Here is a 25,161-nt window from a genome sequence, read left to right as displayed (position 1 = left end):
TGTACGGCGAGCCGCTGTTGCGTCGCTGGAATCCGTTGCTGTGGTTCGCGCCCGAGGACAATCTCCTGCATGCCACCGTGCTGCCGGCCGGCGAAAGCGGCCGCGTGACCCTGATCTGCGAGCCGGAATGCCCGGGCTGGAGCGACTGGTTCCTGGTCGACGATGGCACCAATTTCGAGAACGCCGAAGCGATCTCGCGGGCGATCACCCGCCGTATTGGCGAACGCCGTCGCAACGAACAAGCCAGTGCCACCCAGACCGCCACCGAGAAGGAACTCAGCGAAGCGAAGCTGCACCTGTTGCATGCCCAGGTCGAGCCGCATTTCCTTTACAACACCCTGGCCAGCGCGCAACTGCTGACCCGCAGCGACCCGGCCCGCGCCGAAACCATGCTGGGCCATCTCATCCAGTACCTGCGTCGTTCCCTGCCAAATGCCGAGGATGAAATGTCGACCTTGGGGACCGAACTGGAGCGCGCCCTGGCCTATCTGGAAATCCTGAAGATCCGCATGGGTGACCGCCTGAGCGTGCAGACCGACATCCCCGACGCGCTGCGCGCGACGCCGCTGCCGGCGATGATGCTGCAGACCTTGGTCGAGAACGCGATCAAGCACGGTCTGGAACCACGCACCGGCGGCGGCACGATCTGGCTGCGTGCCCGTCGTGACGACGACACGGTGGCCGTCACGGTGGCCGACGATGGCGACGGATTCAACAGCAAAACCAGCGGCACCGGGATCGGCTTGAAGAACGTGCGCGAACGCTTGCGCCTGCGCTTCAACGGTGTCGCCTCGCTGACCGTGGCCGCCAATTTCCCGCGTGGCGTCGCCGCCACCCTCACCGTTCCGGCGTCCGGAGTGCCTTCCCATGCATGACACCACCACCTGCATCGTGGCCGAGGACGAAGCCCTGCTGCGGCAGGCGCTGGTGGCCGAGCTCGCCCGCGCCTGGCCGTCGCTCAAGATCGTCGCCGAATGCGAGGACGGCGCCAGCGCGGTGGAGGCGCTGGCAGAACACCAGCCCGAGGTCGCCTTCCTCGACATCCGCATGCCCGGCCTGACTGGTCTCGAAGTTGCCGCCGCCGCGGCCGACGCCAGCCCGCGCACGCGGATCGTGTTCGTCACCGCCTACGACCAGTACGCGATCGACGCCTTCGACCGCGGCGCGATCGATTACCTGCTGAAACCGGTCAAACCGGAACGGCTGGACGCCACCGTTGCCCGCCTGCAGGCCCGCGACACCTTGCCGGATGCGGCCTCGCTCGCGGCCCTGCTGGACACGCTGGGCGCCCTGCCGAAATCGACCGCCTCGGTGGAGCCGTTGACCTGGCTGACCGCCAGCGCGGGCCGGGAAACCCGCCTGATCCTGATCGACGACGTCGCCTATTTCCGCGCCGACCAGAAATACACCACCGTGGTCACCGCCGAAGGCGAAGCCCTGCTGCGCAGCTCGCTGCGCGAATTGCTGCCGCGACTGGACGGCAACACCTTCAAGCAGATCCACCGCAGCACCATCGTCAACCTCAAGGCCATCGCCGGGATCACCCGTGACGACACTGGCCGCGGCACGGTCCGGCTCAAGCAACGGCCGGAAACCCTGACCGTCAGCCAACCCTTCATGACCCTGTTCAAGCACATGTGAGGTGCCTCGTGATCACGACCAAACTCCTCGCGCTCCTGCAATTCCTGCTCGCTCTCGGCGGCTGTTCGCTGGGCGCAACCAGCTACAGCAACCACATCGCCAACGGCGGTCACGACGTGCTGGTCAGCAAGGCGCAGGTCCAGGACGGCGTGGCCAGGTTCGACTGCAAGGCCAGCGACAACGGCTGGTGTCATTACACCCTGTATCCGGATGCCTGCGCTGCGGGCGAAGACTGCGCGCTCGCGCCACTGCAGCGCTTCAAGGTCGCGCGCGGCGACAGCCGCCAGATCGCCGGCCTGCAGGATTTCCGGCTCTGCGTTGGCATCGACGACAGCGTGCTGGGGCCGGACTGCACGCCGGTCGTTGCAGGGATTCCGGCGCGCTGAGCCTCAAGCAGCACAATAGGCGCATCACCAGCAACAACAAGGCTCGCAGCGATGCGGGCCTTGGACGTTATGGGCCACCAGGATGCGAATCCATTCCGCAATCCGAACGAGAAAGGGGTGGACACAGGATCAATGACTCTGACCCATCGGTTGTGCCATCGATTGTGACCCCAACGATTGGGACTATGATACGGACAGTCGTGGCGGCCCCGACCCCTGGTTACTCACCCACTCCACAACCACCCGCATGACGGATACCGCCAGCCCAGAACGCTCAGCGCGCCCTGACGCCCCCATCGAAGTGTTTGCCGGGCTATCCGACCACGAGCTGATCAGCCGGGCGACAACCAACGCCAGCGTTGTCCTGCTCGGCCTGTTATCGCTCGAGCAACCGCAGGCAATGCTGGCCGGCACCGCCATGCAATGGGGGTGTACGGCCGCAATCACCGTGCCCGTGCTGATGCTTAGCGAGGTGCGCTTGCGCCTGGGGCAGGAGGCATCCACTGCCGGAGTGTTGACCGCTGGCCTGGTGTTATCGGCCCTTGGCACGTTCGCGTGGGCCGTGTTCATCGGCTTTCTGGCGTTTGCTTGGACCGATAGCGAGCACAGCTGGGACATGCTGCTCGAGTCGCTGCGCTCACTCGACAGGACCGAGTTGGCCGTCGGCTTCGTGGTCATCGCCAGTGCGGCGTTGTGGCAGGGCATGCAACTGCTGCGGCAACCCGGCCATCAGGCCATCGCCACCCGCGAGCAGTACCTGAAGGAACGCGCTTACGTCCTGTTCGCATTCGTGTTCGCAGGGCCGCTGGTGTTCGCGCTGTTCAGCGCATTGCTCGGCTGGCTCTGGCGCACAGGCCCGACGGACGCCATCGCCCTGATACTGACCTATGCGATGAGCGAGGTCTACCCCTACCTCGACACCTGGATCTCCCGGCGCGAGAGGCCGCGGCAGCCGGCCTGAGCCCTATTCGTTGGAAAGCCCGTGCAACACGTGCCCGGCGGCCTCGTGCTGGCGTGCGCTCTTGATGTGACAGAAAACAAGCACACCCACATTTCGGCCTTTTCCCTACGTCTGCCAAAGGCATCTTCCGCTCGCGTGCCACCGCACGCGGCGTGATCAACACCGGCACGCAGCTTCACTGCGCCACCGCTACCCTGTGCGGATGAACCAAAAAACAAACAGGCGGAAACAAACAAGGACACCCACCAATTAGTCTTTCTCCTACGCCCGCAACAGGAATCGCCCGATCGCCTGACACCGCACGAGCCGTGATCATGGCCTCATGACCACGGCCCGCACCTTGTGGATCCCGCCCGGCTCCGCCGGAGCCTACCACTGCGTCCAGCGCTGCGTCCGTCGCGCCTTCCTGTGCGGAGAGGATCGGTACTCCGGGCAGTCGTTCGAGCACCGCAAGGACTGGGTGGAGGCCCGTATGCTGTTGCTGGCCGAGTGCTTTGCCGTGGCCATCCACGCCTACGCGGTGATGAGCAACCACCTGCACGTCGTCTTGCAACTGGATCCGGCGTGGCAGGCCACATGGACGGATGTTGATGTCGCGCAACGCTGGGTTCGGCTGTTCCCGCCGCGCAGCGACTCCGAAGCCGCTCGCGCCAGCAAGCGTGACCTCCTGCTCCAGCAGCCTGAACGCTTGGCCCTGCTGCGGGCACGCCTTGCCGATCTGTCCTGGTTCATGAAATGCCTGGCCGAGCCCATCGCCCGCGCTGCCAATGCTGAAGACAGCTGCAAGGGACGGTTTTGGGAGGGCCGCTTCAAGGCACAGGTCTTGTGCGATGAACGCGCCCTGCTGGCCGCCATGGCCTATGTGGACCTGAACCCGATTCGTGCGGGAATGGCCCGGTCGCTCGAACGTTCTGACTACACCAGCATCCAGCACCGTGTCCGCAGGGCAGACGACAACGCCTTGGATCGGCCCTTGCGTCCAGTCGCAGGCCAGGCCAGCCGGATTCACTTGGGTCTGAGCCTGCGGGCCTATGTCGGGCTGGTGGAGTGGACCGGCAAGCAACTGCGGCCGGGCAAACGCAGGGCATTGGCACACAGCGCACCCAGCGCACTGGCAAAGCTTGACGCCAATCCCGAGCGTTGGGCCAGCCGCGTGAAGGCCATTGGATCAGGCTACTGGCGGCTTGTGGGGAATGCGGAGGATCTGGCGGAAGCCGCCCGCCGCTTGGGGCAGGCATGGCTCAAGGGAATGGGTTTGGCGCGGCAATTGTCCGCCGCCAACTGATCACCACCAGAAAGCGCCTGCCCGTGCGGGAGAAGGGCGCGTGGGCGATGAAAACGCACTTGCTTGCCCAAAACTGCATTTACGCACGATCGCGGCTGCCCGGGCGGTTGCTGCCCGAGTCAAAGGCAAATAGTGCGTGTCCTTGTTTAATGCGTTCCAGGCATCGTGGTTCAGGACATGTGGGGAACAGGGGCCGTAAGGTCAGATTAGTCCGGTGAGCGGGTAGGAGAATGGATGGATTGTGCGTGTCCCGGTTCTTCTATTCTCTTCCTTGATTTTGCTTTCTCGGGAAATTGTCCTTACAACCAATAGGAAGTTGACTGCAATCGAGAACATCAAAAGAGCAGGAACCCCCACCTCTAAGAAAACACGAGAAGCATCGATGTATTGATATGGGATCTCTGAGTCAAAATAAGAAAAGATCGAAAAAAATAACGACTCAGAAAAAAATATCCAGCAGAAAAATACGGTCAGCGAACAAAAAAATAATCTGCTGCTTTTTGTTTTTAGAGACCTCATGAGGCCCCACGCACCAATTATAACCACCAATAACCCAAGCATGAAAGCAACGCCCAGAATGAGGTCGGCTTTATACATTTTATCGAAATCAACACTCATGGGAATAAAGAACGACATGCCAATACCTCTCGCACTTAATCCGCCGCCCGGTTTAAATAAACATCACTTAATGTTAGTCTAACGGAAGACTATAAACTTCACTTCCTCCATGCGTGAATTCGTAGGTAATTTTATAATTAATCTTCAACCCAATAGAATTCAAAAATTCCCGCGTGAATTTATTACTTGTGCGCATGCTCGCGCCCATGGCAGACATTTCCGCTTGAAATCCCGCGCTGTGAGCGCCATTATTGTAATTACTGCGCGTCCTTCCGCCCATATTCATTAATGCAACTTGTTCGGTAAACGTATGCGCTAAAATTGCCTGCCCCAATTGCTTGGACGCAGAGGAAGCAGCAGCAAAATCCCCCCGATCTATCACGCCAGACGCATCATCGAAGGTGACATTGCGATCGTTGTTTACAACTCGCATATCAATCGTGCTCTTTGAATTGATAGCCCTCATAAACGCAATTGCAGCACCATTTTCAATTTTCCCGGTAGCACTTAGAGTGCCATTTTTATGTTGCGTAATTCTTAGCCCAGTGAGTTCGGAAGCCAGCCTGATAAATTCAGTTTGATCGTCAGTGTCACCGGACAATCTAACTACACGACCGTCGGGATCGACAAACTTGTACGGGTTGTCTGCACCGTACCAATAACGATTGAACGCGCCGATAGGGTTGTCGTGCGCAGTGACCGGATCAACACTCAAGAACACTCCGACAGCCGGATCATAATACCGCTGCTGCATATACGTCAGCCCGCCCACCGCATCCATCACATACCCGGCATACCCCGCGCAAAATCAATGACTCTGACCCCATTGATACGTGTCCTTTTTTTTCTGTCCCCGGCTCTTCCGTGCGTGTCCTTGTTTAGTCCATCGTGGGCGATGAAAACGTACTTGTTTGCTCAAAACGGCATTAACGCCTGACCGCGGCTGCCCGGGCGGTTGCTGCCCGAGTCAAAGGCACTAAGTGCGTGTCCTTAGTTTTTTTGTTGCTGCCCGAGTCAAAGGCAAATAGTGCGTGTCCTTGCTTTTCTCGCAAAATCAATGACTCTGACCCCATTGATATGGGAACCGTTACTGAGCTTCTTTAACAGAAATCGAGCACTTGCCACCCGGCAATATCCGAATCGTGAATTCATCATCAAATGGTGGAGATACATAGATTGGTTCAGCGCAGTTCTTCTCGATCCCAGCAAGAAGAAATCTTGCTGAAATCGTTTCTTCCGTCTTCGTGGAATAGCGAACTCGACGCGACTCTCCAGCATCGAGTCTGGCGATGCTCAGAACATTTCCCGCCACACGAATTTCCACATTCGTAACCTGTGAATTGGTGTGGTTCTGGACATCCACCCCACTGCGGGAACAGCCGGCCAAGAAAATGACCGATACCAATACGATGTGGCCGAAGGTCTTCATTCTGTGTCCCAGCGAATTTCAGGCAGAACAATGGATCAATGGGATGGGCTTGGCGCGGCAATTGTCCGCCGCGGACTGATCACCGCCGGAAAGCGCCTGCCCGTGCGGGAGAAGGGCGCGTGGGCGATGAAAACGCACTTGCTTGCCCAAAACGGCATTTACGCACGATCGCGGCTGCCCGGGCGGTTGCTGCCCGAGTCAAAGGCAAATAGTGCGTGTCCTTGTTTAATGTTGCGGGCCTTGGGCGTCATGGGTGATCAGGATGCAAACCGCTTCCGTGAGTCGAATGGGAAGGGGGGTTGACAAAATATCAATGACTCTGACCCCATTGATCCCGAGGAAAGGCGACTCTGACCCCAGTTTTCCAAAAATCAATGACTCTGACCCCATTGATCCTGGCGATCAGGAGGCAAACCGCTTCCGTGAGTCGAATGGGAAGGGGTTGACAAAAAATCAATGACTCTGACCCCATTGATCCGAGGAGTGTCCTCGCTTTTTGGTGTCCGATAAATCAGGAGTGCCTCAACCTGACTCCGATTTGATTGGTAGGGCGGGTTATTCGATTGAGAAAGCTCCATCACTTTCACTCGCCAAGGAAATCTCAACGTCACCAACGTTAGGTTGTCCATCAAAATCATTGGCTCGCAAATGAAAGTGGCCGATTGACCCTGCCTTTAGTGCCTGCAATTTCTGCACGAAAAGATCGAGATTCTCATCCGTCAGGGCAATTGATATCCCAACCCAGCCGCTTTCAAAGCGGTTCAACGTGATCCTCATAGCATATTCCTATAATACTTGCCGCTCTGGTTTCGGCTCTGGCTCTTCTCTCGGAGGCGGCTTAGGCTTGTCATCCGGGTCTATATGGTCTTCGCCACCACTTTCATCATCTGAATCATGCCAATGTGGACCACGTTCCTTGCCATTTTCACGACCCTCACGATCCCAACGGCGCCGAATCCGCCCCTCCTCGTCTTTCCATTGCCTATGGCGCCCACCAGTTTTTTCACCCGCTGATGTTTCAGACCAACCATCCGGTGGAGTCCAATCATCTGGATTCGTTGGGTATTGCGGCTTGTCGGAGTCACCCTCAGTAGATTCGCTTCGATGAGATAAATCGTAAAGTTTATTGCCGATCCAGCCCCCGAACGTAGCGGCTCCAGCACGTGTCGCAACCCAAAAAATAATATCAAACTCTACTTTTGCGGCTCTAACTGCGCATGTCGGGCAGCGCCCATCCGGATCAGTGAACTTGTACGGATTGCTGTCGGCATACCAATACCGATTAAACGCCCCCACCGGATTGCTATAAGCCGTGACCGGATCCACACTCAGGAACCTCCCGATAGCGGGATCGTAATAGCGCTGCTGCATATACGTCAGCCCGCTCACTGCATCCATCACATGCCCGGTATACCCCGCCCGGTTGTCGTTTTGTCGGTTCAGCAACCTCCCATACGGTTCGTACTCGCTGGTCTCGATGATAGCGCCGGTCGCGCTGGTCTTGGCAATGGGGCTGCCGAGTGCATCGGTGTGCAGGTAGCGGATCGTGGTGGTGTTGCCGGTCAGCGGGCGGCTGATCTCGGCCAGCAGGCTGCCAGCAAGGTAGGCGTTGGCGATGCGCTGGTTGGTGGTTTCGTCGCGTTGCCAGAGCAGCCGGCCGTCGGCGGCGTATTGGCTGTATTGCAACTGGCTGCCGGCCACGTCCTGCCGCACCCGCCGGCCTTGGGCGTCGTAGCGGTAGCTTTGGCTTGCGGTGGTGCGCAGCCGGTTGCCGAAATCGAAGGCGTAGCTGGCGTTGTTCTTGAAGCTCAGGTTGCCCTGCACGTCATAGCCCAGCGCGGTCACCGCCGGGCTGGCGTTGCCGCTGCAGTTGGGGCCGCTGCGCACGAAGGTCAGTTGGTTGCTGGCGTTGTAGCAGTAGTAGTGGTCGCGCGGCTGGCTGCCGCCGGTCACCTGCACCCGGGTCAGATTGTCCTGTGGGTCATAGGCATAGCTGGCGGTGCCGAACATCGGCGAGCTGGTCTGGGTGAGCCGGTCCAGCCCGTCATAGCTCATGGAACGGGTTTGGCGTGCGCTGGCGGTGTTGTCGGTGATGGCGCTGACGTTGCCGTTCGCATCGAAGACGGTGCTCAGGTCCAGCACGCTGCCGTCCACGCTGCGGCTGGGCAGTTGCCGGGCGTTCTGGGTCATCGTGTGATTGATGCCGTTGCCGTAGGTGAACTGCGCCAGTGCGCCATTGGGGTAATAGCTGGCGTTGCTGGCCAGCGTGGTGGCGCCGGATTTGACCTGCGTCACCTGCCCCAGCGCATTGACGGTGTAGCTCAGCTGGACGCCATCGCCCACGGTTTCGCGGGTGACCTGCGCCAGTGCGTTGTAGCCGTAGGCGATGTTGAAGGTCTTGCTGGCGTCCGGCTGCACGCTCTCGGCGGTGGGCAGGCGGCGGCGGTTATAGGTCCAGGTGTTGGTGACGGTCTGGCCGCTGTTGGCGGTGGTGACGGTGGCCGGCAGGCCGTCGGCGGTGTAGGCCCAGCTCTGGTTGCCGTTGCCGTCGGGGAAGGCCAGCGTGGCCAGCCGGTTGCGGGGGTCATACGTGCGGCTGACCCGGCGGGCGACGACGGCGCCGTCCAGCCCATCGCCGCAGGGGGTGCCTGCCGGCAGGCCGGCGGCGGACCAAGCGAGATTGCCGGCGCCGTCATAGCCGTACAGGGTGGTGCCGGTTTCGGGTTCTTCGCTGCGGCACAATTGCTGATGGACGTTGTAGGCGTAGCTGCGGGTCACGCTGGTGCCGTTGCCGCCGCGCGTGAGCGCGGTGGGCTTGCCGTAGGGATCGCGGCTGATCGTGGTGAGCTGGCCTTCCGGCGCACTGACCGCGAGCGGCCAGTCGGTGCTGGGCTGGTCGAAGGTCAGGTAGCTGGTGACTGTCTGCAAGCCGCGCGGGTTGGTGATGCGGGTCTGGAAGCCGCTCAGGTATTCGGTGGTGGTGACCAACAGGCCCTGTTCACTGTCCTGGCTGACCGAGGTGACGCGGCCGAGGGCGTCGTATTCCGTCCAGACGCCGGTGGTGGGGTTGGCAACCGTGGCGGCGTACGACTGGAAACTCGGCCGCCCTGCCGCGTCGTAACCGATCTGGGTGAAGCGCTGGGTGCCAGCCTGGTTGGCGGCGTCGTATTCCTGCACCAGCAGGGGTTGCCACAGGCCGTTGTAGTAGGTGATCTTGCGGGCGTTGCCGGTGGCTTCGGTCAGCCGCCAGTGGCCTGCGGCGATCCCGTATTCGGCCGTGTTGACCGGCACGAAGCTGCGGGTACTGGCTGCCCACGCCGGACTGTCGCCGGTCGGGTAGTTCACCTGCGTCAACCTGCCCATCACGTCGTAGGCGTAGGTGGTGGCGTAACCGTTCTCGTCCTTGACCTGGGTGATCCAGCCGGAATCATTCACCGTGGCGCTCTGGGTCTTGCCGTCGGCAAAGGTGATCAGCTGCGGGATGCCGCGCTTCCAGTTGGCAAATGTGGTGGTGTGGCCGTTGCCATCCGTGAGCGTATGCAACGTGCCATCGGCGTTGTAGGTGGCCGACGTTTGCAGCTTGCCGAAGGCGTAGCTGGCCGTCGGCAGGGCGGTGTTGCTGTCGTAGCTGGTCTGCGCCATCACGTCGTTGCCGTCGCAACTGCTGCTGGCCGGCACGCTGGCCACACAGGTCACGCTGGCGGTCTGACCGACCACCCAGTGGGTGGTGTCGTCGTGGTAGGTGATGGCCTCGGTGCGGGCAGTTTGGGCAGCGGCCGCGCCGGACAGCAATGAGGCCAGTGCCAACAGGAAACTCGATGACGGAGAAGTCCTCATGGCGTGCTGCTCCGGATCACGCGAGTAGGACGGGCGAACGCGTCGAAGCAGTACGGCATCCCGGCACAATCGGATGCCACCTCCCAGACAAATGAGCGGCCTTGTTGTGTGGTGACCACTTTGCGTTGCGGGCGTATCCGACTGGTGATGGCGTAATCGCCATTCCCGCGCAGGCTCCAGCCATCGAAGGGACCGAAGGGGGCGGTATTGGGCTCGGCGTAGGTGATCTCGGTCGTACGCAGTGCGCCACTTCCGTTCCAGCCACTTTCCGTCGTGTACAGCAGGCCCTCATCGACATTGGCGCGATTGCCGAAGGTATAGCGGGTTTGACTGCCATCGGGATCGGTGACGATCACCGAACGCGTGGTTGGGGAGTTGGCCGTGCAGGCTACGCCCTGGCTGTAGGTGCCGGCCCAACAGTTATTGGTCGGACCGTAGACATAACTCCAATGCAAGCCTTGCGCAGGCAGGCCCGGCCCGGTGATCGTCTTGCCGACCACTGCCGCAGACATGAAAAGGTAGGGATCGGCGGGCCTTGCTGTAATTGAATCATCACCATCCGTCACGCAGTTGTATGCCAAATGGGATCGGCCAAACAGGACCCGAGCGAGTGAGAACGTGACGCTTGCCCCAGACGGACCGGTGATACTGCCCGTGTATGTGGTGCCACTGGACCCATCGTCAAACCCCGTGCGCTGGGTGACACCCGCGACGCCCGCGCAATTGACCGCGGTCGTGCTGGGCTGGTTGATCATGTGATGGAGACTCGCAAGCCTGTATGACCATTGCGTCCCATCCGGAAGCCTTACTGTGTCCGTTGAATTGCCGGATGCACCCGGAGGGCCGTAGGTGTAGTCCCACGTCCTGGTACCGTCAGACACTGAGGCAATGCGGTTGCTGCCATCGGCCAGATAGGTGAACACGATCATGCGTCCATCGCTGGATTGAATCCGCAGCAACTGCGCGGGCTCGCTCGTGTTCCAGATGTAGTCCACGGTATTTCCGAAACGATCCATGACCTTGGTCGGATACAGGAAATACTCCCATCGGGGAAGATTGTAGGTGGGCGCAACACTTGGCATGCCCCCTGCGGTTGCTCGCTTCAGGGCAGGTTGGTTCCAGAGCACCATGTGGTTCAGGGTGTAGATGACGCCATCCTGCGTCACCACTTCGAATCCTTCACCCTGATTGGCGGCAGTTGCGCTGGCGTCCGTCTGAACGCAGCGCGCAACGCTGCCTGCCTTGGTGACTGCGGGATATTCGTGTCCATCGGCCGGCACATGTGCAGAATCCTCATTGATCAGCAATTCCTGATCCCCTGAGCCCGGCAGATTGAAGAATGTCCCATGCCAATATTCGTCAGGCAGCCACGTCCCGCCCATGTAAGTGACGATGGGCGGGGCGGAAAACGAGGAGCATCGTCCTCCTCCGACATCGCTTTACCAGCCTCCACCGATCTGGGTACCGAAAAAGACGCCATGGACACTGGGAATATCCAGGCTCCAACGCCCGAAATGCCCACCCGAGTAGGAATTTGCTGCTTCAAAGCGACGGCTGACACGCACCGGCAATGCATTGTTGCCCGGCAAATCAACGTCCGTCTGGTTGATCACCAGCCGACCGCTGCTGAGATCGATATTTTCGCCAGCAAAACCATTGGTCAGCGCACCGAGTTCGCTGCGGTGTGCGATGGTTTTCGAATATTCCTCAGGCACCGTCACCTGAGCCTGCAGTTGTTGACTGGCCAAACACAAGGCCACGCCCAGCACCAACTTGCCGCCTGACATCATTTCGTCCCCTCGCTATCGCCTGCCGCTGCAAAGCGCACCTTGCCCCCACAAGGCGCGCACTGCTTTACGGATGAACTGGCTTCTATGAACCGCCACGGACTCCAGGGCGGCTGGCTGGACGTTATCAACGACGACCGTTCAGGCTGCAAGGGTGTACGAGCATGCTTGCACGTTGTACGAGCATGATTGCCAGTGATACGCCTTGCGCAGCTTGCCTCTTCGAGCGAGGAGCGATGTGATGTTGGCCGCGCTGCCACGCAAGCCTGCATGCGACTCGATGCAGCTGCCCTAAACTTCGCGGATGCATGAGCAGTCCCCGAGCATGGAACCCCGCACAGAGCGCCGCATCGTCGGCGCTGGCACGCTGTTGCTGCATGCCGTGCTTGGCTGGTGCCTGCTGAACACAGTGGAACAAGGCATCTCCGGCGCGGGCAAGGCGCAACCGGGCGATGGCGATGCGCTGGTGGTGGCCTTCGTGACATTGCCCGCAAAGGGCAGTGCGCACGCCGAAGTGCCGGCATTGCCGACATCGGATCCAGTGACTGCCCAAGAGCAACCGGTGCAATCGGAACAGACGACGCCGGATGCTGGCTCGGGACCCCCGCACATCCTCAGCGTGCAGGGTGACTACGCCCCATCTGGCGCGTCCGCTGCGTCGATACCATCCCCCTCACAAGCCTCGGCTGCGGCGTCCGATGCCGCCATGCGCGGAAGCCCCGCCAACGATCTCGCCGCCAGCTACCACGCGGCGCTTCGCGCCCGCATTGCGCAGACCTGGCAGACGCTGTCCCGGCGTGATTTTCCCACTGGCTGTGCGTTGCTCTTGCGCCAGAGTCCCGGCGGCGCCATCACCGCCACCTCGGCCAATGGCTGCGCCCTGTCGCAAGACGACCGCCTTCAACTGGAGGCCGCCACGCTGATGGCGCAGCCGCTGCCGTATGCCGGGTATGAGTCGGTGTTCGCGACTGAGCTCGTGTTGGCGCTGTGAAGCGCTTGTAATTGCATTTCGAGAAGGGGCAGCGTCTTCCCGCCGTTTCCGGCTGCGACACCACCCCGCTTTCAGTCGCCGTTTGACCTGGCGCCGGCGATCCATCGTCGCAACGTTGGCCGCCCGGCGCCCATGTGGATGACGCTGCTCAACGGATGCTCAGCGGTAGCGGAACTGCAGGCGCGAACCCGGGACCACGTTGTCGATCACGCCGTAGCCGCTGCTGCGGCCGTAGCCGAGGCCGATGACCCGATCATTGCCCAACTCGGGCAGGAAGGATGCGGCGCGATTGCGGGTGGCGCGCGGGCTGTTGGCGGTGCGGTTGCGGAGGTAGGATTTGACTTGGGCGTACATGGTGTTCTCCTTGGCTGGTGTGGTAGTAATGTAACACACCAAAACAAGGCGACACCTGCCGGAAGTCATGCCTGCCGGATTTGGGGCATTCCAGCCAGCTTGTGTTCAGGAATCCGGATCGGTGTACCCGCGCCCATCAAGGGCCGCTCCGCACCCCGCCAAGTCAGCGCGATCCTGGGCACCATGGCCTTGCCAGCGTCGCCAGCTCATCGTGGCGGCGCGCTCACAGTCACCTGCGGACGGTCTGCTCTGCCTCGCCCTACGCGTGGCCACCCGCCTGCGGCGCCTGCGCCTCCTGCTGCTCCAGTGCGTGCGCCAGCGCCTCCGGTGAGTGCGTGTACTTGGCCAGCAACGCATAGAAGGCCGGCACCACGAACAGCGACAGCAGGGTCGAGAACGACACCCCGAACACCACCACCACGCCGATGGTCGCGCGGCTGGCCGCACCCGGGCCGCCGAAGATCACCAGTGGCAACGCACCCATCACGGTGGCGATCGAGGTCATCAGGATCGGCCGCAAACGGATGGCGGAGGCTTCGACGATGGCGTCGTGGATGCTGCGTCCGGCGTCACGCAACTGGTTGGCGAATTCCACGATCAGGATGCCGTTCTTGGCCGCAAGCCCGACCAGCATCACGATGCCGATCTGCGAGAACAGATTCAGGGTGCCATGTGTCAGCCACAAGCCGATCAGTGCGCCGAGCACGCCCAGCGGCACGGTGAGCATGATCACCAACGGGTGCAGGAAGCTTTCGAACTGCGCCGCCAGCGCAAGGTAGACGATGAGCAGGGCCAGCGCGAAGGTCACCAGCACCTCGCCACCGGACTGCTGCAATTCGCGTGATTCGCCCTTCCAACTGACCTGCGCGTAATCCGGCAGGTTGGCGCGGACCGCCTGCTGTGCCCACGCCACCGCATCACCCAGCGGATACCCTTCCGCGAGGCGCGCACTGAGGGTGATCGAACGCAGGCGGTTGAAGCGGTTGAGCGTGCCGGGCTCGGCGATCTCATGCAGCGAAACGAGGTTCGACAGCGGCACCAGCGAGCCATCGCGACCATGCACCTGCAGGGATTCCAGCGCCGCCACCGAATCGCGACCGGCGCGATCGGACTGCAGCATCACGTCGTATTCCTCGCCGTTGTCGACGAAGGTGGTGGCGCGGATCCCGCCCATCATCGTCTGCAGCGCCAGACCAATATCCGAGGCCGACACGCCGAGGTCGGCGGCACGCTGGCGGTCGATCACCACCCGCATCTGCGGACGGGTTTCCTTGTAATCGGAATCGGCACCCACCAGGCCGGGGTTCTCGGCCATCTTCGCCAGCATGATGTCGCGCCACTGCGCCAGCTCCTTGTAGTCGGGCCCGCCCAACACCAGCTGGAACGGCTGGCCGCGGGTGCGTACCAAGCCACCGCCCACCATCGTGCGCACGCGCACGGCGGTCAGCCCGGAGAATTTGCGCTCAAGTTCGCTGGCCAGCTCGGCGGTGCTCTTGTCGCGTTTGTTCCAGGGCTGCAGGAAAATCATCCCGCGGCCGGTGTGCATTTCCTCGCTGGCGCCGAAACTGCCGGGCACGCGGGGATTGGCACGCAGGATGGGCTTGTCCGGCCCGGTCTCGGTGGCGAGGATCGCCTCCACCTGTTTCATTTGCGCCACGGTGTAGTCGAAGCCCGCGCCCTCGGGGCCTTCCATCATCAACATGAAGTTGCCGCGATCCTCGGCGGGCGCCAGCTCGCTGGGCAACAGCTTGAACAGTGCCACCAGGGCGACCAAGGCCACCAGCATCAGCGTGCCGAACAGGCCGATGCGATGGACGTGGCGATCCAGCAGGCGGCGATAGCCACTGGCCATCGACTGGAAGCGTGCGTTCAGCCATTCACTGACGCGGTTCTCGTGCACGGCATGCGGGCCGGTATGTGGACGCAGCAACTTGGAGGCCAGCATCGGCGTCAGGGTCAGCGCGACGAAGGCGGAGATCGCCACCGCCGCCGCCAGCGCCACCGACAGCTCGCGGAACAGCCGCCCGGTATTGCCTTGCAGGAAACCGACCGGCAGGAACACCGCGATCAGCACCGCGGTGGTGGCCAGCACCGCGAACGCCACCTGCTTGGTGCCGCGCCGCGCCGCCACCAGCGCCGGTTCCCCGAGGTCGACGCGGCGCTGGATGTTCTCCACCACCACGATGGCGTCATCGACCACCAGGCCAATGCACAGCACCAGCGCCAGCAAGGTCAGCAGGTTGATCGAAAAGCCGAACGCGTACAGCGCGATGAACGAGGCGATCACGCAGACCGGCACGGTCAGCGCCGGGATCAGCGCCGCGCGCACGCTGCCGAGGAACAGCCAGATCACCAGCAGCACCAGCGCGATGGCTTCCAGCAGGGTCTCGTACACCCGCGACACCGCCGCGGAAATGAAGGTGGTGCTGTCGAAGGCGACGTAGATGTCGGTGCCCTTGGGAAGACCCGGTCGAATGCGATCGGCCTCGGCCTTGGCTTCCTCGGCCACTTCCAGGCTGTTGGCGGTCGAGGTCTTGACGATGCCGATGCCCATCGCCGGCTCGCCGTTGCTGCGGTAGTAGGCGCGACGCTCCGACGACTCCAGCGCCACCCGCGCCACGTCGCCCAGCCTCACCACGTAACCATCCGGCCCCTTGCCCAAGGGCAACTGCGCGAAGGCTTCCGCACTGGTGTAGTCGCGCGCCACCCGCAGGATGAAATCGCGATTGGCCGATTCGATCCGGCCCGCGCCCAGCTCGACATTCTCCGCGCGCAATGCGCGTTCGACGTCACCCGGTGTCAGTCCACGCGCAGCCAGCCGGTTGCCGTCCAGCCAGACCCGCATGGCGTAGCGCTGGCTGCCGCCGAGGAACACCCTGGCCACGCCTTGCAGGCTGGAGAAGCGGTCGACCAAGTAACGCTGCGCATAGTCCGACATCTGCATCTGGTCCATGCTGGTCGAACGCAGGTTGAGCCAGATGATGGCGTCGGAATCGGCTTCGACCTTGGATATTTCCGGCGCCTGCGCCTCCTCCGGCATGCGGTCGGCCACCCGACTGACCGCATTGCGCACATCATTCGCGGCGGCCTCGATGTCACGGCTTGCGTAAAATTCGATGCTGATGCGCGAACTGCCATTCTGGCTGTTCGAGTCGATCGTATTGATGCCTTCGATCCCCGCCAGTGCATCCTCCAGCGGCTTGGTGACCCGGGTCTCGACCACGCCCGCAGACGCACCCGGGTAGTTCACCTGCACCGAGACGATGGGCGGGTCGATCGCCGGCAGTTCGCGCAGGGTCAGGCGCAGGAAACTCATCGTGCCGAGCACGACCAGCAGCAAGCTCATCACGGTGGCCAGCACCGGACGCTTGATTGAAAGATCCGACAGCTGCATGGCTCAGCGCGCCGGGTTCGCTGGCTGCTGGCCGTCGGCCGCGACGTTCATCCCCGCCTGCAGCTTGCCCGTGCCTTCGACCACGATCCGCTCGCCCGGCTTGATGCCGGAACGCAGCATGACCTTGCCGGACACGCGCCCGCCCACCACAACGTCGGCCTTCTCGACCGTACCGTCGGCCTTGAGCCGCCACACGAAGGTTTCGCTGCCGACCTGCTGCACCGCGATCTCCGGCACCACGATGGCACGCCGGGTGGCACGCACGAGGCGCACATTGACCAGCATGCCGGGCTTGAGCAGGCGCTCGGGATTGGGGAAGTCGCCACGCACGATGGCGGAACGGGTGGCGCTGTCCAACCGCGCCGACACGGCTTCCACCTTGCCATTGAAGGTTCGCTCCGGCCAGGCACCAACGCGGCCTTCAACTGCCTGTCCCGGCGCGACGTTGGCCAGTTCTGTTTCCGGTACCGGGAAATCGACGTAGACGCGTGAAATATCATCCAGCGTCGCAATCACCGTACCCGGCGTCACCAGCGCGCCGGGGCTGACCTGGCGAATGCCCAGCACGCCGGCAAACGGCGCGCGGATCACCCGATCGGACAGGTTGGCGCGGATCTGCGCCACCTGCGCGCTGGCCGCATCGCGGCTTGCGCGGGCGCTGTCCAACGCAGAGCGTGCAACCAATTGCTGCGCGGCCAGTTGGCTCATCCGCTGGAACTGCTGCTGGGCGTCGGCCAGTTGCGCTTCGGCCGACGCCAGCAGCGCACGCTGCTGCAAGCCACTCAATGTCACCAGTGGGGCACTGCGGGAAACGTCCTGGCCGCTGTCGAAATGCACCCGATCCACGGTTTCACTGACCTTCGCGGTCACGGTCACGGCTTCACGCGCGCTGACCGTCCCCAACGCCTGCAATGCGTCGGTCCAGTCTTGCTCCTGCACCGCTTGCGACGTCACCGCCGGCGGTGCGCCGGCGCGCCCACCCGGACCGCCGTGACCGGCACGATCACCCTTTCCGCAGGCGACCAGCCCAGAGAGCGCAAGGCAGAGCATTGCGAGGGGAATCAACGTGGCGCGACGCGAGGACATGATCCGGCCCGGACGGGAAACCCTCGATTCTACGTGCCCGGGTCAAGCGTAACCCGTGCCATCGGTTTGGGCCGAGGCAAGGGGTCGTTACTGCATCGCCATCCACGCCGCCAACGCGACGATACCCAGCACGATCAGCACCCAGCGCAACGCGCCGGGCGTCTCGCCCATGACCACGGTTGGCTTGCGATTGTTGGCCTGCAATGCGGCCCGCATGTCTTCGGCGTGGGAGCGCTGGCTGTGCTGACCGGACACCTCCTTGGCTGCCGCAACCGCTTTCTGGACTCGAACCTGGATGCCCTTGGCATCGTTGCCGGACATTGATTCCAGCAACTCGACAGCTTCTTTCAAGCTACCGCCGCGGGCCTGCCGTGCCAGCTTGATCGCGGTGATCTTATCGCCGCGCGCCAGTGCTTCCACGATCTGCTGTACCAGCGCCGAAGTTGCGGCCATCGCTCCACCTTCCGGATCCACGCCCGTTCTGCTGTCACGGTAGCCCAAAACAGGAACGCCGGCACGAGGCCGGCGTCCTCAGAACTGCATCGATGGCGAACCGTCAGCCTTCCCACTGCCCCAGCGCCGCCAGGCCATTGGCCTTGGCGCGTTCGAACACGGTGCCCTGGGCCTTGGCGTAGTTGCCGGTCATGTCGGCCGCCCACAGCTTCAGCGCCGCCTGTTGCATCGCACGGCCGTAGCTGAAGGACAGCGGCCATGGGTTCGGGCCCATCCGGTTCATCGCATCCAAGTGCGCGGTCGCGTCATGGTCGTTCTGCCCGCCGGACAGGAACACGATGCCCGGCAGGATCGCCGGCACCGACGACTTCAGGCACATCAGGGTCGCTTCGGCCACTTCCTCGACGCTGGCCTGTTCCGCGCAATTCTTGCCGGGCACGACCATCGACGCCTTCAGGATGGTGCCTTCCAGCATCACGTTGTTGTTGTAGAGCGCATCGAACAGCGAGCGCAGCACCACCTCGGTGACCTCGTAGCAGGCCTCGATGTCGTGGTCGCCGTCCATCAGCACCTCGGGCTCGACCATCGGCACCAGGCCCTGTTCCTGGCACAGCGCGGCATAACGGGCCAGCGCATGGCAGTTGGCCTCGATGCAGGTGCCGGAGGGCGTCTCGTCACCGATGGTGATGACCGCGCGCCACTTGGCGAAGCGCGCACCGAGCTTGTAATACTCCTTGAGGCGATCGCGCAGTCCGTCCAGGCCCTCGGTCACCAGTTCACCAGGGAAGCCGGCCAGTGGCACCGTGCCCTTGTCGACCTTGATGCCGGGGATCATGCCGTTGTCCAGCATGTACTTGGCGAACGGCACGCCGTCCCTGGTCGACTGGCGGATGGTTTCGTCGAACAGGATTGCGCCGGACAGGTACTGGTTGGCATTCGGCGCCGTCAGCAGCAATTCACGGTAGGCGCGGCGGTTTTCCTCAGTGCACTCGATGCCGACGCCGTCGAAGCGCTTCTTGCAGGTCCCGGCGGATTCGTCGATCGCGATGATGCCCTTGCCCGGCGCGACCATGGCCCGGGCGATTTCGGCGAGTTGTTCGATGCTCATGTGGGAAGCTCGGGTCGGAAGGGAATTGCGCATTATAGCGTTCCGCGACGACCCAACCCGTCCAACAGCCGCCACGGTTCATCCCGGCAACGTCCGGGGAGAGTGCTTCAAGCCAGCGGCAGCGCCGCGTCGCAGCGCGTGACCCGGTCGTGGATGGCGATGAGCCGCTCGGTCGCGGCATCGCAGCGGCCATCGCCCACCGTTTCCAGGTAGCGGCAGGTGGCGTACTTGGCGGATGCTTGCTCGTAGCGCACGACCCAATCCACGAACCGGCGTTGGACCATCGCATCCTCATGGGGATAGGTGCCTGGCGGCATGGGCATGCCACAGCGCCAGGGCTTGGGCGTCAGGCGGGCGCGAAACGATTCCTGGAGCCGGCAAAGATTGGCAAAGCAGGCATCGGTGCCGGTGGCTTGCATCAGGACTTGCGCTTCACTTCCCCTGGGATCGAATCTGCGATCGATGGCAATCGCGCGCAGTCCGGCCGCGGTCCGATACACCCGGAACGTGGTGTCGCCAAGGCGCTGGAGGTTCTCGCGCAGCTTCGCCAAGGCCAGGGCATCCTCTCCGGCAGTGGTTGCTGAAAACAGCCGCCGGATGCGCTGCATGAACGTGAGCGGCGGCAGGTCGATGTCCAGGAACAGCATCCACGCCGTGTTCAGGACCTGTGCACCGTAGCGATTACGGGTCAGGATGGCATCCGGCTGGCCCTCCCCAGCCCCCTCGAACGTGTCCAGGATTTCCTCTCGCACCGGTCGATCACCGTACGAGTAGCCATCAGCCGGTGGCTCACCAAGACGCAGTCGCTTGACCAGTCGGTCGAGGCGACTTTCCGCATTCCGCCGCGCTTCGCCCGCTTCATCCCCCCAGCCCCAGACCGTGACCGGAATGGTGCCGCCGCGTTCCCGGCTGAAACAGTCGGCGCTGATCTTCAGCCAGGTTTTCGGTATATGCATCCCTTGGGTCCCAGATTGCGTGCAATGTCATTGGTGGCCGCAACACACCTCGGAACGAACGAAATGCCTGCTGCCCGCGGGAATTTTCCGGAGAATTTTTCCTGACAACTGTTTCGGGACGTGCACCAAGCCAACGGCCCTTTGCCTTTCGGCAGGGGCCGGCCTGCTCACTCAGTTTCCGGATGGCGGAGGTTGCGGATTCGGATTCTGTCCGCCCTGTGACTGCATTTGGCTCCGCTCGATCGCCCGTTGCCGCTGCCTGTCCCGTTCCTCCTGGTTGTCGCGTGCCAGATCCAACCGTTCCTGCATATCGCGCTGGTGGCGGCGCTGCGCCTCGGTGTCGATATCCAAACGCGAGAACAGTTCGTTCCCCGCCATCCGCCTTGCCGCCTTCCGCTCGTGCTGCAACTCGAAGATCCGGTAGGCCAAGTCCGGGACCGCGCAGCGTTCGTGCAATGCATCGGCATCCTTTGCTCCGAACAGGAACGTCGCCATCGAATACACGGGGCGTGGGTTCGTCACCTCCGGGCGCGGCACGAACCTCCAATTGGCCAAGGCATTGCTTGCGCTGGTTGCAAACGCCGCCCAGTACGCGTCGGCTCCCCGCCTGGGCGGGTCTTCTGCCCAGGACTTGAGCAGCGAAAAATCGGACGTGGTGCCGTCGGGATGAAGCAGGTAACCAACGGCCACGCACACTTCTTTCTGGTCACCCGCATACGCGGCGGGATAGGTCGGCGAGGCCAGTGACGTGCCGGCCGCGAGTCCCCAGGCATCGGCAATGCCGCCCTCGTTGACGACCCGGATCCGTTCCTGTGAAAACACGAGGCTGCTGGCCAACAATAGACAGACACCCAAGGCAATCTTCGCTTTCATGGCAACACCTCGACTGAGCATGGCCCCTGTGCTTGCAATCTTCATCGCACGACCGGAATGCGTCAATGGCCTTGGCTTGCCCGTCTCACAGTTCCCCAAGACCCTCTGCCTCACCGGAATCCCCGACCTGCAGGAGGCGCAGGGTGTTGGTGGCACCCCGAGTCTGCATGTGTTCGCCGCTGGTGAAGACCACGCGGTCGCCAGGCACCAGCCATCCGGCTTCCACCAACTTCCGCACGCTGCCACGCGCGGCCTCGCGCGGACCTTGGCCGCGGCTGTCGTAGTCCATCGGGAACACGTCGCGCATCAGCGCCATCCGCCGACGCGCACCGGCGTGGTGCGAGAACGCGTAAATCGGCACCGAGGATCGGAATCGCGACAGGTAGCGCGCGGTGCCGCCGGATTCGGTCATCGCCACCACCGCACGAATGCCGATGTGCTCGCACAGGAACATGGTGGCCATGGCGATGGCATGGTCAGCGCGTTCCAATCCGCGTTGGGCCTTTTCGAAATCGTTGTCGACGATGAACTGGCGCTCGGCGGTCCGGCAGATCCGCGCCATCGTCTCCACCGCCCGCACCGGCCAATTGCCTGCCGCCGATTCCTGCGAGAGCATCACCGCGTCGGTGCCGTCAATCACCGCGTTGGCCACGTCCAGCACCTCGGCGCGGGTCGGCATCGGGCTATCGACCATCGACTGCAACATTTGGGTTGCGGTGATGACGACCTTGTTGCGCACCACCGCCTCGCGAATGATCTTCTTCTGCAAACCGGGCAACTCGGCGTCACCGACTTCCACGCCCAGATCGCCGCGCGCCACCATCACCACGTCGCTGGCATCGATGATTTCGGCGAGATGATCGATCGCCTCGGCCCGCTCGATCTTGGCCACCAATGCCGCCCTGCAGTCGTGGGCACGCGCAATCCGGCGCGCTTCGTGCATGTCCTGCGCGTTGCGGCAAAATGAAATCGCGATGAAATCCACCCCCATCCCGGCCGCCACGGCGATCAGCTCGCGGTCGCGTTCGGTGATCGCGCCCAGCGACAGCCCGCCGCCCTGCTTGTTCAGACCCTTGCGATTGGACAGCACGCCGTCGTTGAGCACGGTGGTGACGATGCGCTCGCCCTCCACCGACTCGACCTTCAGCTGCATCAGCCCGTCGTCCAACAACAGCACGTCACCCGGGTTCAAGTCACCCGGAAGCTCGAGGTAGCTGACCGCCACCTGGGTCGCATCACCAGCAACGGCATCAAGGCTGGCAACAAGATCGAAGCGGTGTCCGGCACGCAGCGCCACCTTGCCCTCGGTAAAGGTTTCGATGCGGATCTTCGGCCCCGGCAGGTCGGCAAGGATGCCGACCTCGCGCCCGATCTTCGCCGCGACCGTCCGCACCGCCTCGCCGCGAGCCACTTGTGCGGACGGATCGCCGTGGGAGAAGTTCAACCGCACCACGTCCACCCCGGCGCGCAGGATCGCCTCCAGCACGTCCGGCGGGTCGGTGGCCGGCCCGAGGGTGGCGACGATGCGGGTGTGGCGCTGTGCCGTGGGCGCGTTCTGGAGCGTCATCGGGATTACACCATGGGCTGGCTTGCTGTTTCGACGCTAGCACGAAACCCCGCGGCATGCCGGCACATCCACGCACGCCCGGCGCCCCCCCGCGCAACCAGACCGGAAACAGCCCGGGTGCTTGCCCGGTCAGGGAGCCTGGCGTTCGGCCGGATCTTCGATGTAGGGCTTGCCGGCCTGATAGAGGGCCAACCGCGCCTGCATCTCCTTCAGGGTGTCCGGATCTGCTTCCGACAATCCACGGACGCTGTCCACCACCCGCTGCTGCAATTCGATCGCGCGCGCAAAGTGGCCAGCCGCCGCTTCGCAGGCAGCAACGGTATCGAGGGAGGACGGTCCGATCTCGGATTGCGCCTCGAGTTTCTTTGAGTACCCCAAGCCAGCAACGGGGTCACGCACCCGGTCATCCGACGAAACGCACAGGTACCAAGCAACATTGTTGATCGCCGAGATGTCATCGCGGTCTGCCGCTTTCCTGCTCATGGCCAGACCCCGCGCACGGTCACCGGGATCGGTTCCGCTGTAATACAGCCAGCTGCCGAAGGCGACCATGGCATCAAGCGAATCGGTGGCCACCGCGCGCTCCATCCATTTGCGCCCCTTGGCCTGTTCCCCTTGACCGATCAGGCCGTACAACAGGGCTCCGCCGAGCTGGATCTGTGCCTGCACGTCACCCGCTTCGGCATCCGGGGTCAGCAGCGTGCGCGCACGTTCCGGATTCTTCGGCATGCCCTTGCCTTCAAGCGCCAATCCAGCAAGTTGGCGGCGCGCCCGCGCGCCGTATTCATCGCTCGTCGACAGACTCTCGAGGATGGACACGGCCTTCTCCGGCGTTCCGCTCATGCCCGCGTAACCTGCAGTCCACAAATTGGTGAGGAAAAACAGGGAGTTCACGTCGTCGTACATCACCGCCGACAACGACCAGTCTTCCGCCCGACGCGGCTTGCCTTCCTGCAAGGCAATCAATCCGAGGTAATACATGGCATAGGTGTCGCCGCCGTTGGCGGCCTTTTCGAACCATGCCAGCGCATCCGCCGAGGGTGGCGCACTGCCCTGCGCTTCACGCAATCGCAAGGCCAATGAGCGCAACGCGGTCGAATCCCCCGCATCGGCAGCCCGCCTCAAGTAATCGTCGCTCTTGGCCTTGTCGCGGCCTTGGTACCACTGCGACAGGACCCAGAAGCCACGCCCCGTCCCATTGTTGGCTGGATCTGCAAGCCGCGTCTCGTCCGCGGGCGAAAGCGCGAAGGTCTTGCCCTTTGTCTTCATATCCAAGGTGAGCAGGACGATCGCTGCAGAGGCGTTGCCGGCATCACTGGCCGCCTGCAGCCGCTGGCGCAGGAACGGCGGGAAGGCCTTGCCCGGATGGATCAACGCATGCAAATCCGCATACGCAGCGGCAGCCCGGTGCTGGGCGATCTGCCGATCCGCCGCATCCAGCAAGGCTTCCGCCGCCTTGGGATCGGCCTGGATGCCGATGCCTTCGGCATAAGCCATAGCCAGCATCAGCATGGAATATCCATGCTTGGCTTCTGCCTGCGGCAACAGCACGTCGATGAGGCCGTCCGCACAACCCGGATAGGCGCGGAGTGCGCAGATGACCATCCAGGCCTGGGTCGAGGTCAGGCCGCCCTGCTCGGCGGCAGGACGCAGCACCGCGATCTTGGCCTGCGGTGTATTCGCCTCTGCGGCAGCCGAAAGCGCTCGGGAATCGATGCTGCGCAGCGTTCCCAGCTTGGCTTCCGCTTCCATGATCGTATCGACGTAAATCGCCCGCAGGCGCGGCGTGCCATACGCAGGGTTGTCGCGATCCAGGGCCTGCAGGGTATCGATGAAGTCGAAGTACAGGAGTTGTTCCTGCCCCCCGTCGCGCGGGGTTACCGCAACCATCCATGGGTAATCCGGCGATGCATACCGTTGGGTATAGGCATCGTAGCGAACGGTCATTCCTGCCGAGGAAAACATCGCCAATGCATCCCCCGGATACACGATCCGCACCGGTTTCGGCCACGCGCCGCGGGTGGCTTGTGCGAACGCATCGCGCGCCAGGGCTGCCATCGCCGTCGAGGCACGTTCGGCCCCATCCCGATCGCCGGTGGCTTCCGCGCACAGCATCGCCGCGCGCTGGACCATCATCGACACCGGAACCGCACGCACTGCGGCGGCCAATTCGCCGGCATGCGCCCGGCACTTGTCGGCATCCACCGAGTCAACCGCATATCCCACGGCATCGACGGCATTGGCCGCCGCGTTCGCCGCCTTGATCGTCCCGTGTGCCAAGAGTTCGCGCCATTGACCGGCAACATCGGGAGCCGCCTGGGCTTGGGCTTGGGCTTGGGCTTGGGCTTGGGCTTGGGCTTGGGCTTGGGCTTGGGCTTGGGCTTGGGCTTGGGCTTGGGCTTGGGCTTGGGCTTGGGCTTGGGCTTGGGCTTGGG

22 protein-coding genes are annotated in these 25,161 nt (G+C 62.9%); 6 read left to right on the top strand and 16 right to left on the bottom strand.

The genetic code is table 11. The annotated features are described in order from the left end of the window. From IT472_RS03415 to IT472_RS03395, 5 genes are all read left to right on the top strand, one after another. Positions 1 to 875 (top strand): histidine kinase (locus IT472_RS03415; RefSeq protein WP_297178400.1); only part of this gene is annotated, 875 nt, incomplete at its 5' end. Further along, positions 868 to 1,641: a LytTR family DNA-binding domain-containing protein gene (locus tag IT472_RS03410; protein ID WP_297178397.1), complete on the top strand. Its 774-nt coding sequence runs from the start codon at positions 868 to 870 to the stop codon at positions 1,639 to 1,641. The genes IT472_RS03415 and IT472_RS03410, both read left to right, overlap by 8 nt. Before the next feature lie 8 nt (positions 1,642 to 1,649). Beyond that, entirely contained in the window at positions 1,650 to 2,027 is a 378-nt protein-coding gene (locus IT472_RS03405) for a hypothetical protein (RefSeq protein WP_297178394.1), read from the top strand. 247 nt (positions 2,028 to 2,274) lie between these two features. Next, positions 2,275 to 2,988, top strand: a complete 714-nt coding sequence (locus tag IT472_RS03400) for a hypothetical protein (protein WP_297178391.1) — start codon at positions 2,275 to 2,277, stop codon at positions 2,986 to 2,988. A gap of 322 nt (positions 2,989 to 3,310) precedes the next feature. After that, on the top strand, positions 3,311 to 4,273 hold the full coding sequence (locus IT472_RS03395) for a hypothetical protein (protein ID WP_297178388.1): 963 nt from the start codon (positions 3,311 to 3,313) through the stop codon (positions 4,271 to 4,273). 201 nt (positions 4,274 to 4,474) lie between these two features. On the opposite strand, the gene IT472_RS03390 is transcribed toward IT472_RS03395, so the two are convergent. The 7 genes from IT472_RS03390 to IT472_RS03360 form a co-directional block, all read right to left on the bottom strand. Continuing rightward, complete coding sequence (locus IT472_RS03390; protein ID WP_297178385.1) at positions 4,475 to 4,891, bottom strand: hypothetical protein; 417 nt, start codon at positions 4,889 to 4,891, stop codon at positions 4,475 to 4,477. Between the two features lie 73 nt (positions 4,892 to 4,964). Next, entirely contained in the window at positions 4,965 to 5,672 is a 708-nt protein-coding gene (locus IT472_RS03385) for an RHS repeat-associated core domain-containing protein (protein WP_297178382.1), read from the bottom strand. A gap of 306 nt (positions 5,673 to 5,978) precedes the next feature. After that, the gene (locus IT472_RS03380) at positions 5,979 to 6,320 is read right to left on the bottom strand and encodes a hypothetical protein (protein ID WP_297178379.1); all 342 of its coding nucleotides are present in this window, start codon (positions 6,318 to 6,320) and stop codon (positions 5,979 to 5,981) included. A 555-nt stretch (positions 6,321 to 6,875) separates the two neighbouring features. After that, complete coding sequence (locus IT472_RS03375) at positions 6,876 to 7,097, bottom strand: hypothetical protein (RefSeq protein WP_297178376.1); 222 nt, start codon at positions 7,095 to 7,097, stop codon at positions 6,876 to 6,878. A gap of 9 nt (positions 7,098 to 7,106) precedes the next feature. Continuing rightward, positions 7,107 to 10,157, bottom strand: coding sequence for an RHS repeat-associated core domain-containing protein (locus tag IT472_RS03370; protein WP_297178373.1), 3,051 nt, complete (start codon positions 10,155 to 10,157; stop codon positions 7,107 to 7,109). After that, positions 10,154 to 11,539: a hypothetical protein gene (locus IT472_RS03365; protein WP_297178370.1), complete on the bottom strand. Its 1,386-nt coding sequence runs from the start codon at positions 11,537 to 11,539 to the stop codon at positions 10,154 to 10,156. Before IT472_RS03365 ends, IT472_RS03370 begins: the two co-directional genes overlap by 4 nt. A 57-nt stretch (positions 11,540 to 11,596) precedes the next feature. After that, a complete protein-coding gene (locus tag IT472_RS03360) occupies positions 11,597 to 11,944 on the bottom strand; it encodes a DUF6531 domain-containing protein (RefSeq protein WP_297178365.1) in 348 nt (115 codons plus the stop codon). A gap of 325 nt (positions 11,945 to 12,269) precedes the next feature. Here IT472_RS03360 and IT472_RS03355 point away from each other — a divergent pair, with 325 nt between their 5' ends. Continuing rightward, positions 12,270 to 12,935 (top strand): hypothetical protein, encoded by a 666-nt coding sequence (locus IT472_RS03355; protein WP_297178362.1) that lies wholly within the window; start codon positions 12,270 to 12,272, stop codon positions 12,933 to 12,935. A 159-nt stretch (positions 12,936 to 13,094) separates the two neighbouring features. Here the strand turns inward: IT472_RS03355 and IT472_RS03350 are convergent, their stop codons facing one another. The 9 genes from IT472_RS03350 to IT472_RS03310 all read right to left on the bottom strand — a co-directional run bounded on the left by IT472_RS03350 (position 13,095) and on the right by IT472_RS03310 (position 25,006). Continuing rightward, positions 13,095 to 13,289, bottom strand: a complete 195-nt coding sequence (locus IT472_RS03350; protein ID WP_297178359.1) for a hypothetical protein — start codon at positions 13,287 to 13,289, stop codon at positions 13,095 to 13,097. A 259-nt stretch (positions 13,290 to 13,548) separates the two neighbouring features. Continuing rightward, positions 13,549 to 16,683 carry an efflux RND transporter permease subunit gene (locus IT472_RS03345; RefSeq protein ID WP_297178356.1) on the bottom strand — a complete coding sequence of 1,045 codons (3,135 nt, stop codon included), beginning with the start codon at positions 16,681 to 16,683 and terminating at the stop codon, positions 13,549 to 13,551. Between the two features lie 3 nt (positions 16,684 to 16,686). Further along, positions 16,687 to 17,769, bottom strand: coding sequence for an efflux RND transporter periplasmic adaptor subunit (locus IT472_RS03340; protein ID WP_297178353.1), 1,083 nt, complete (start codon positions 17,767 to 17,769; stop codon positions 16,687 to 16,689). A gap of 87 nt (positions 17,770 to 17,856) precedes the next feature. After that, the gene (locus tag IT472_RS03335) at positions 17,857 to 18,222 is read right to left on the bottom strand and encodes a hypothetical protein (protein WP_297178350.1); all 366 of its coding nucleotides are present in this window, start codon (positions 18,220 to 18,222) and stop codon (positions 17,857 to 17,859) included. Positions 18,223 to 18,325: 103 nt separating this feature from the next. Then, positions 18,326 to 19,330 carry a class I fructose-bisphosphate aldolase gene (locus IT472_RS03330; RefSeq protein ID WP_297178348.1) on the bottom strand — a complete coding sequence of 335 codons (1,005 nt, stop codon included), beginning with the start codon at positions 19,328 to 19,330 and terminating at the stop codon, positions 18,326 to 18,328. Positions 19,331 to 19,437: 107 nt separating this feature from the next. Beyond that, positions 19,438 to 20,286: a hypothetical protein gene (locus IT472_RS03325; RefSeq protein ID WP_297178345.1), complete on the bottom strand. Its 849-nt coding sequence runs from the start codon at positions 20,284 to 20,286 to the stop codon at positions 19,438 to 19,440. Between the two features lie 171 nt (positions 20,287 to 20,457). After that, positions 20,458 to 21,159, bottom strand: a complete 702-nt coding sequence (locus IT472_RS03320; protein WP_297178341.1) for a hypothetical protein — start codon at positions 21,157 to 21,159, stop codon at positions 20,458 to 20,460. Positions 21,160 to 21,244: 85 nt separating this feature from the next. Continuing rightward, the gene (gene pyk, locus IT472_RS03315; protein ID WP_297178338.1) at positions 21,245 to 22,726 is read right to left on the bottom strand and encodes a pyruvate kinase; all 1,482 of its coding nucleotides are present in this window, start codon (positions 22,724 to 22,726) and stop codon (positions 21,245 to 21,247) included. Positions 22,727 to 22,855: 129 nt separating this feature from the next. Next, on the bottom strand, positions 22,856 to 25,006 hold the full coding sequence (locus IT472_RS03310) for a hypothetical protein (RefSeq protein WP_297178336.1): 2,151 nt from the start codon (positions 25,004 to 25,006) through the stop codon (positions 22,856 to 22,858). Positions 25,007 to 25,161: the final 155 nt, after the last annotated feature.

Source organism: Thermomonas sp. (genome assembly GCF_020850895.1).
Taxonomy (GTDB): Bacteria; Pseudomonadota; Gammaproteobacteria; order Xanthomonadales; family Xanthomonadaceae; genus Thermomonas.
Note: the sequence above shows the minus strand (reverse complement) of the source record. Positions and strands in the feature narration are given on the sequence as shown.

What these genes read in the sequence shown, in the direction of transcription:
- IT472_RS03410 (WP_297178397.1), top strand. Translation starts at nt 868, where the DNA reads ATGCATGACACCACCACCTGCATCGTGGCCGAGGACGAAGCCCTGCTG.
- IT472_RS03400 (WP_297178391.1), top strand. Translation starts at nt 2,275, where the DNA reads ATGACGGATACCGCCAGCCCAGAACGCTCAGCGCGCCCTGACGCCCCC.
- IT472_RS03395 (WP_297178388.1), top strand. Translation starts at nt 3,311, where the DNA reads ATGACCACGGCCCGCACCTTGTGGATCCCGCCCGGCTCCGCCGGAGCC.
- IT472_RS03390 (WP_297178385.1), bottom strand. Translation starts at nt 4,891, where the DNA reads ATGAGTGTTGATTTCGATAAAATGTATAAAGCCGACCTCATTCTGGGC.
- IT472_RS03385 (WP_297178382.1), bottom strand. Translation starts at nt 5,672, where the DNA reads ATGGATGCGGTGGGCGGGCTGACGTATATGCAGCAGCGGTATTATGAT.
- IT472_RS03380 (WP_297178379.1), bottom strand. Translation starts at nt 6,320, where the DNA reads ATGAAGACCTTCGGCCACATCGTATTGGTATCGGTCATTTTCTTGGCC.
- IT472_RS03375 (WP_297178376.1), bottom strand. Translation starts at nt 7,097, where the DNA reads ATGAGGATCACGTTGAACCGCTTTGAAAGCGGCTGGGTTGGGATATCA.
- IT472_RS03370 (WP_297178373.1), bottom strand. Translation starts at nt 10,157, where the DNA reads ATGAGGACTTCTCCGTCATCGAGTTTCCTGTTGGCACTGGCCTCATTG.
- IT472_RS03365 (WP_297178370.1), bottom strand. Translation starts at nt 11,539, where the DNA reads ATGGGCGGGACGTGGCTGCCTGACGAATATTGGCATGGGACATTCTTC.
- IT472_RS03360 (WP_297178365.1), bottom strand. Translation starts at nt 11,944, where the DNA reads ATGTCAGGCGGCAAGTTGGTGCTGGGCGTGGCCTTGTGTTTGGCCAGT.
- IT472_RS03355 (WP_297178362.1), top strand. Translation starts at nt 12,270, where the DNA reads ATGGAACCCCGCACAGAGCGCCGCATCGTCGGCGCTGGCACGCTGTTG.
- IT472_RS03350 (WP_297178359.1), bottom strand. Translation starts at nt 13,289, where the DNA reads ATGTACGCCCAAGTCAAATCCTACCTCCGCAACCGCACCGCCAACAGC.
- IT472_RS03345 (WP_297178356.1), bottom strand. Translation starts at nt 16,683, where the DNA reads ATGCAGCTGTCGGATCTTTCAATCAAGCGTCCGGTGCTGGCCACCGTG.
- IT472_RS03340 (WP_297178353.1), bottom strand. Translation starts at nt 17,769, where the DNA reads ATGTCCTCGCGTCGCGCCACGTTGATTCCCCTCGCAATGCTCTGCCTT.
- IT472_RS03335 (WP_297178350.1), bottom strand. Translation starts at nt 18,222, where the DNA reads ATGGCCGCAACTTCGGCGCTGGTACAGCAGATCGTGGAAGCACTGGCG.
- IT472_RS03330 (WP_297178348.1), bottom strand. Translation starts at nt 19,330, where the DNA reads ATGAGCATCGAACAACTCGCCGAAATCGCCCGGGCCATGGTCGCGCCG.
- IT472_RS03325 (WP_297178345.1), bottom strand. Translation starts at nt 20,286, where the DNA reads ATGCATATACCGAAAACCTGGCTGAAGATCAGCGCCGACTGTTTCAGC.
- IT472_RS03320 (WP_297178341.1), bottom strand. Translation starts at nt 21,159, where the DNA reads ATGAAAGCGAAGATTGCCTTGGGTGTCTGTCTATTGTTGGCCAGCAGC.
- pyk (WP_297178338.1), bottom strand. Translation starts at nt 22,726, where the DNA reads ATGACGCTCCAGAACGCGCCCACGGCACAGCGCCACACCCGCATCGTC.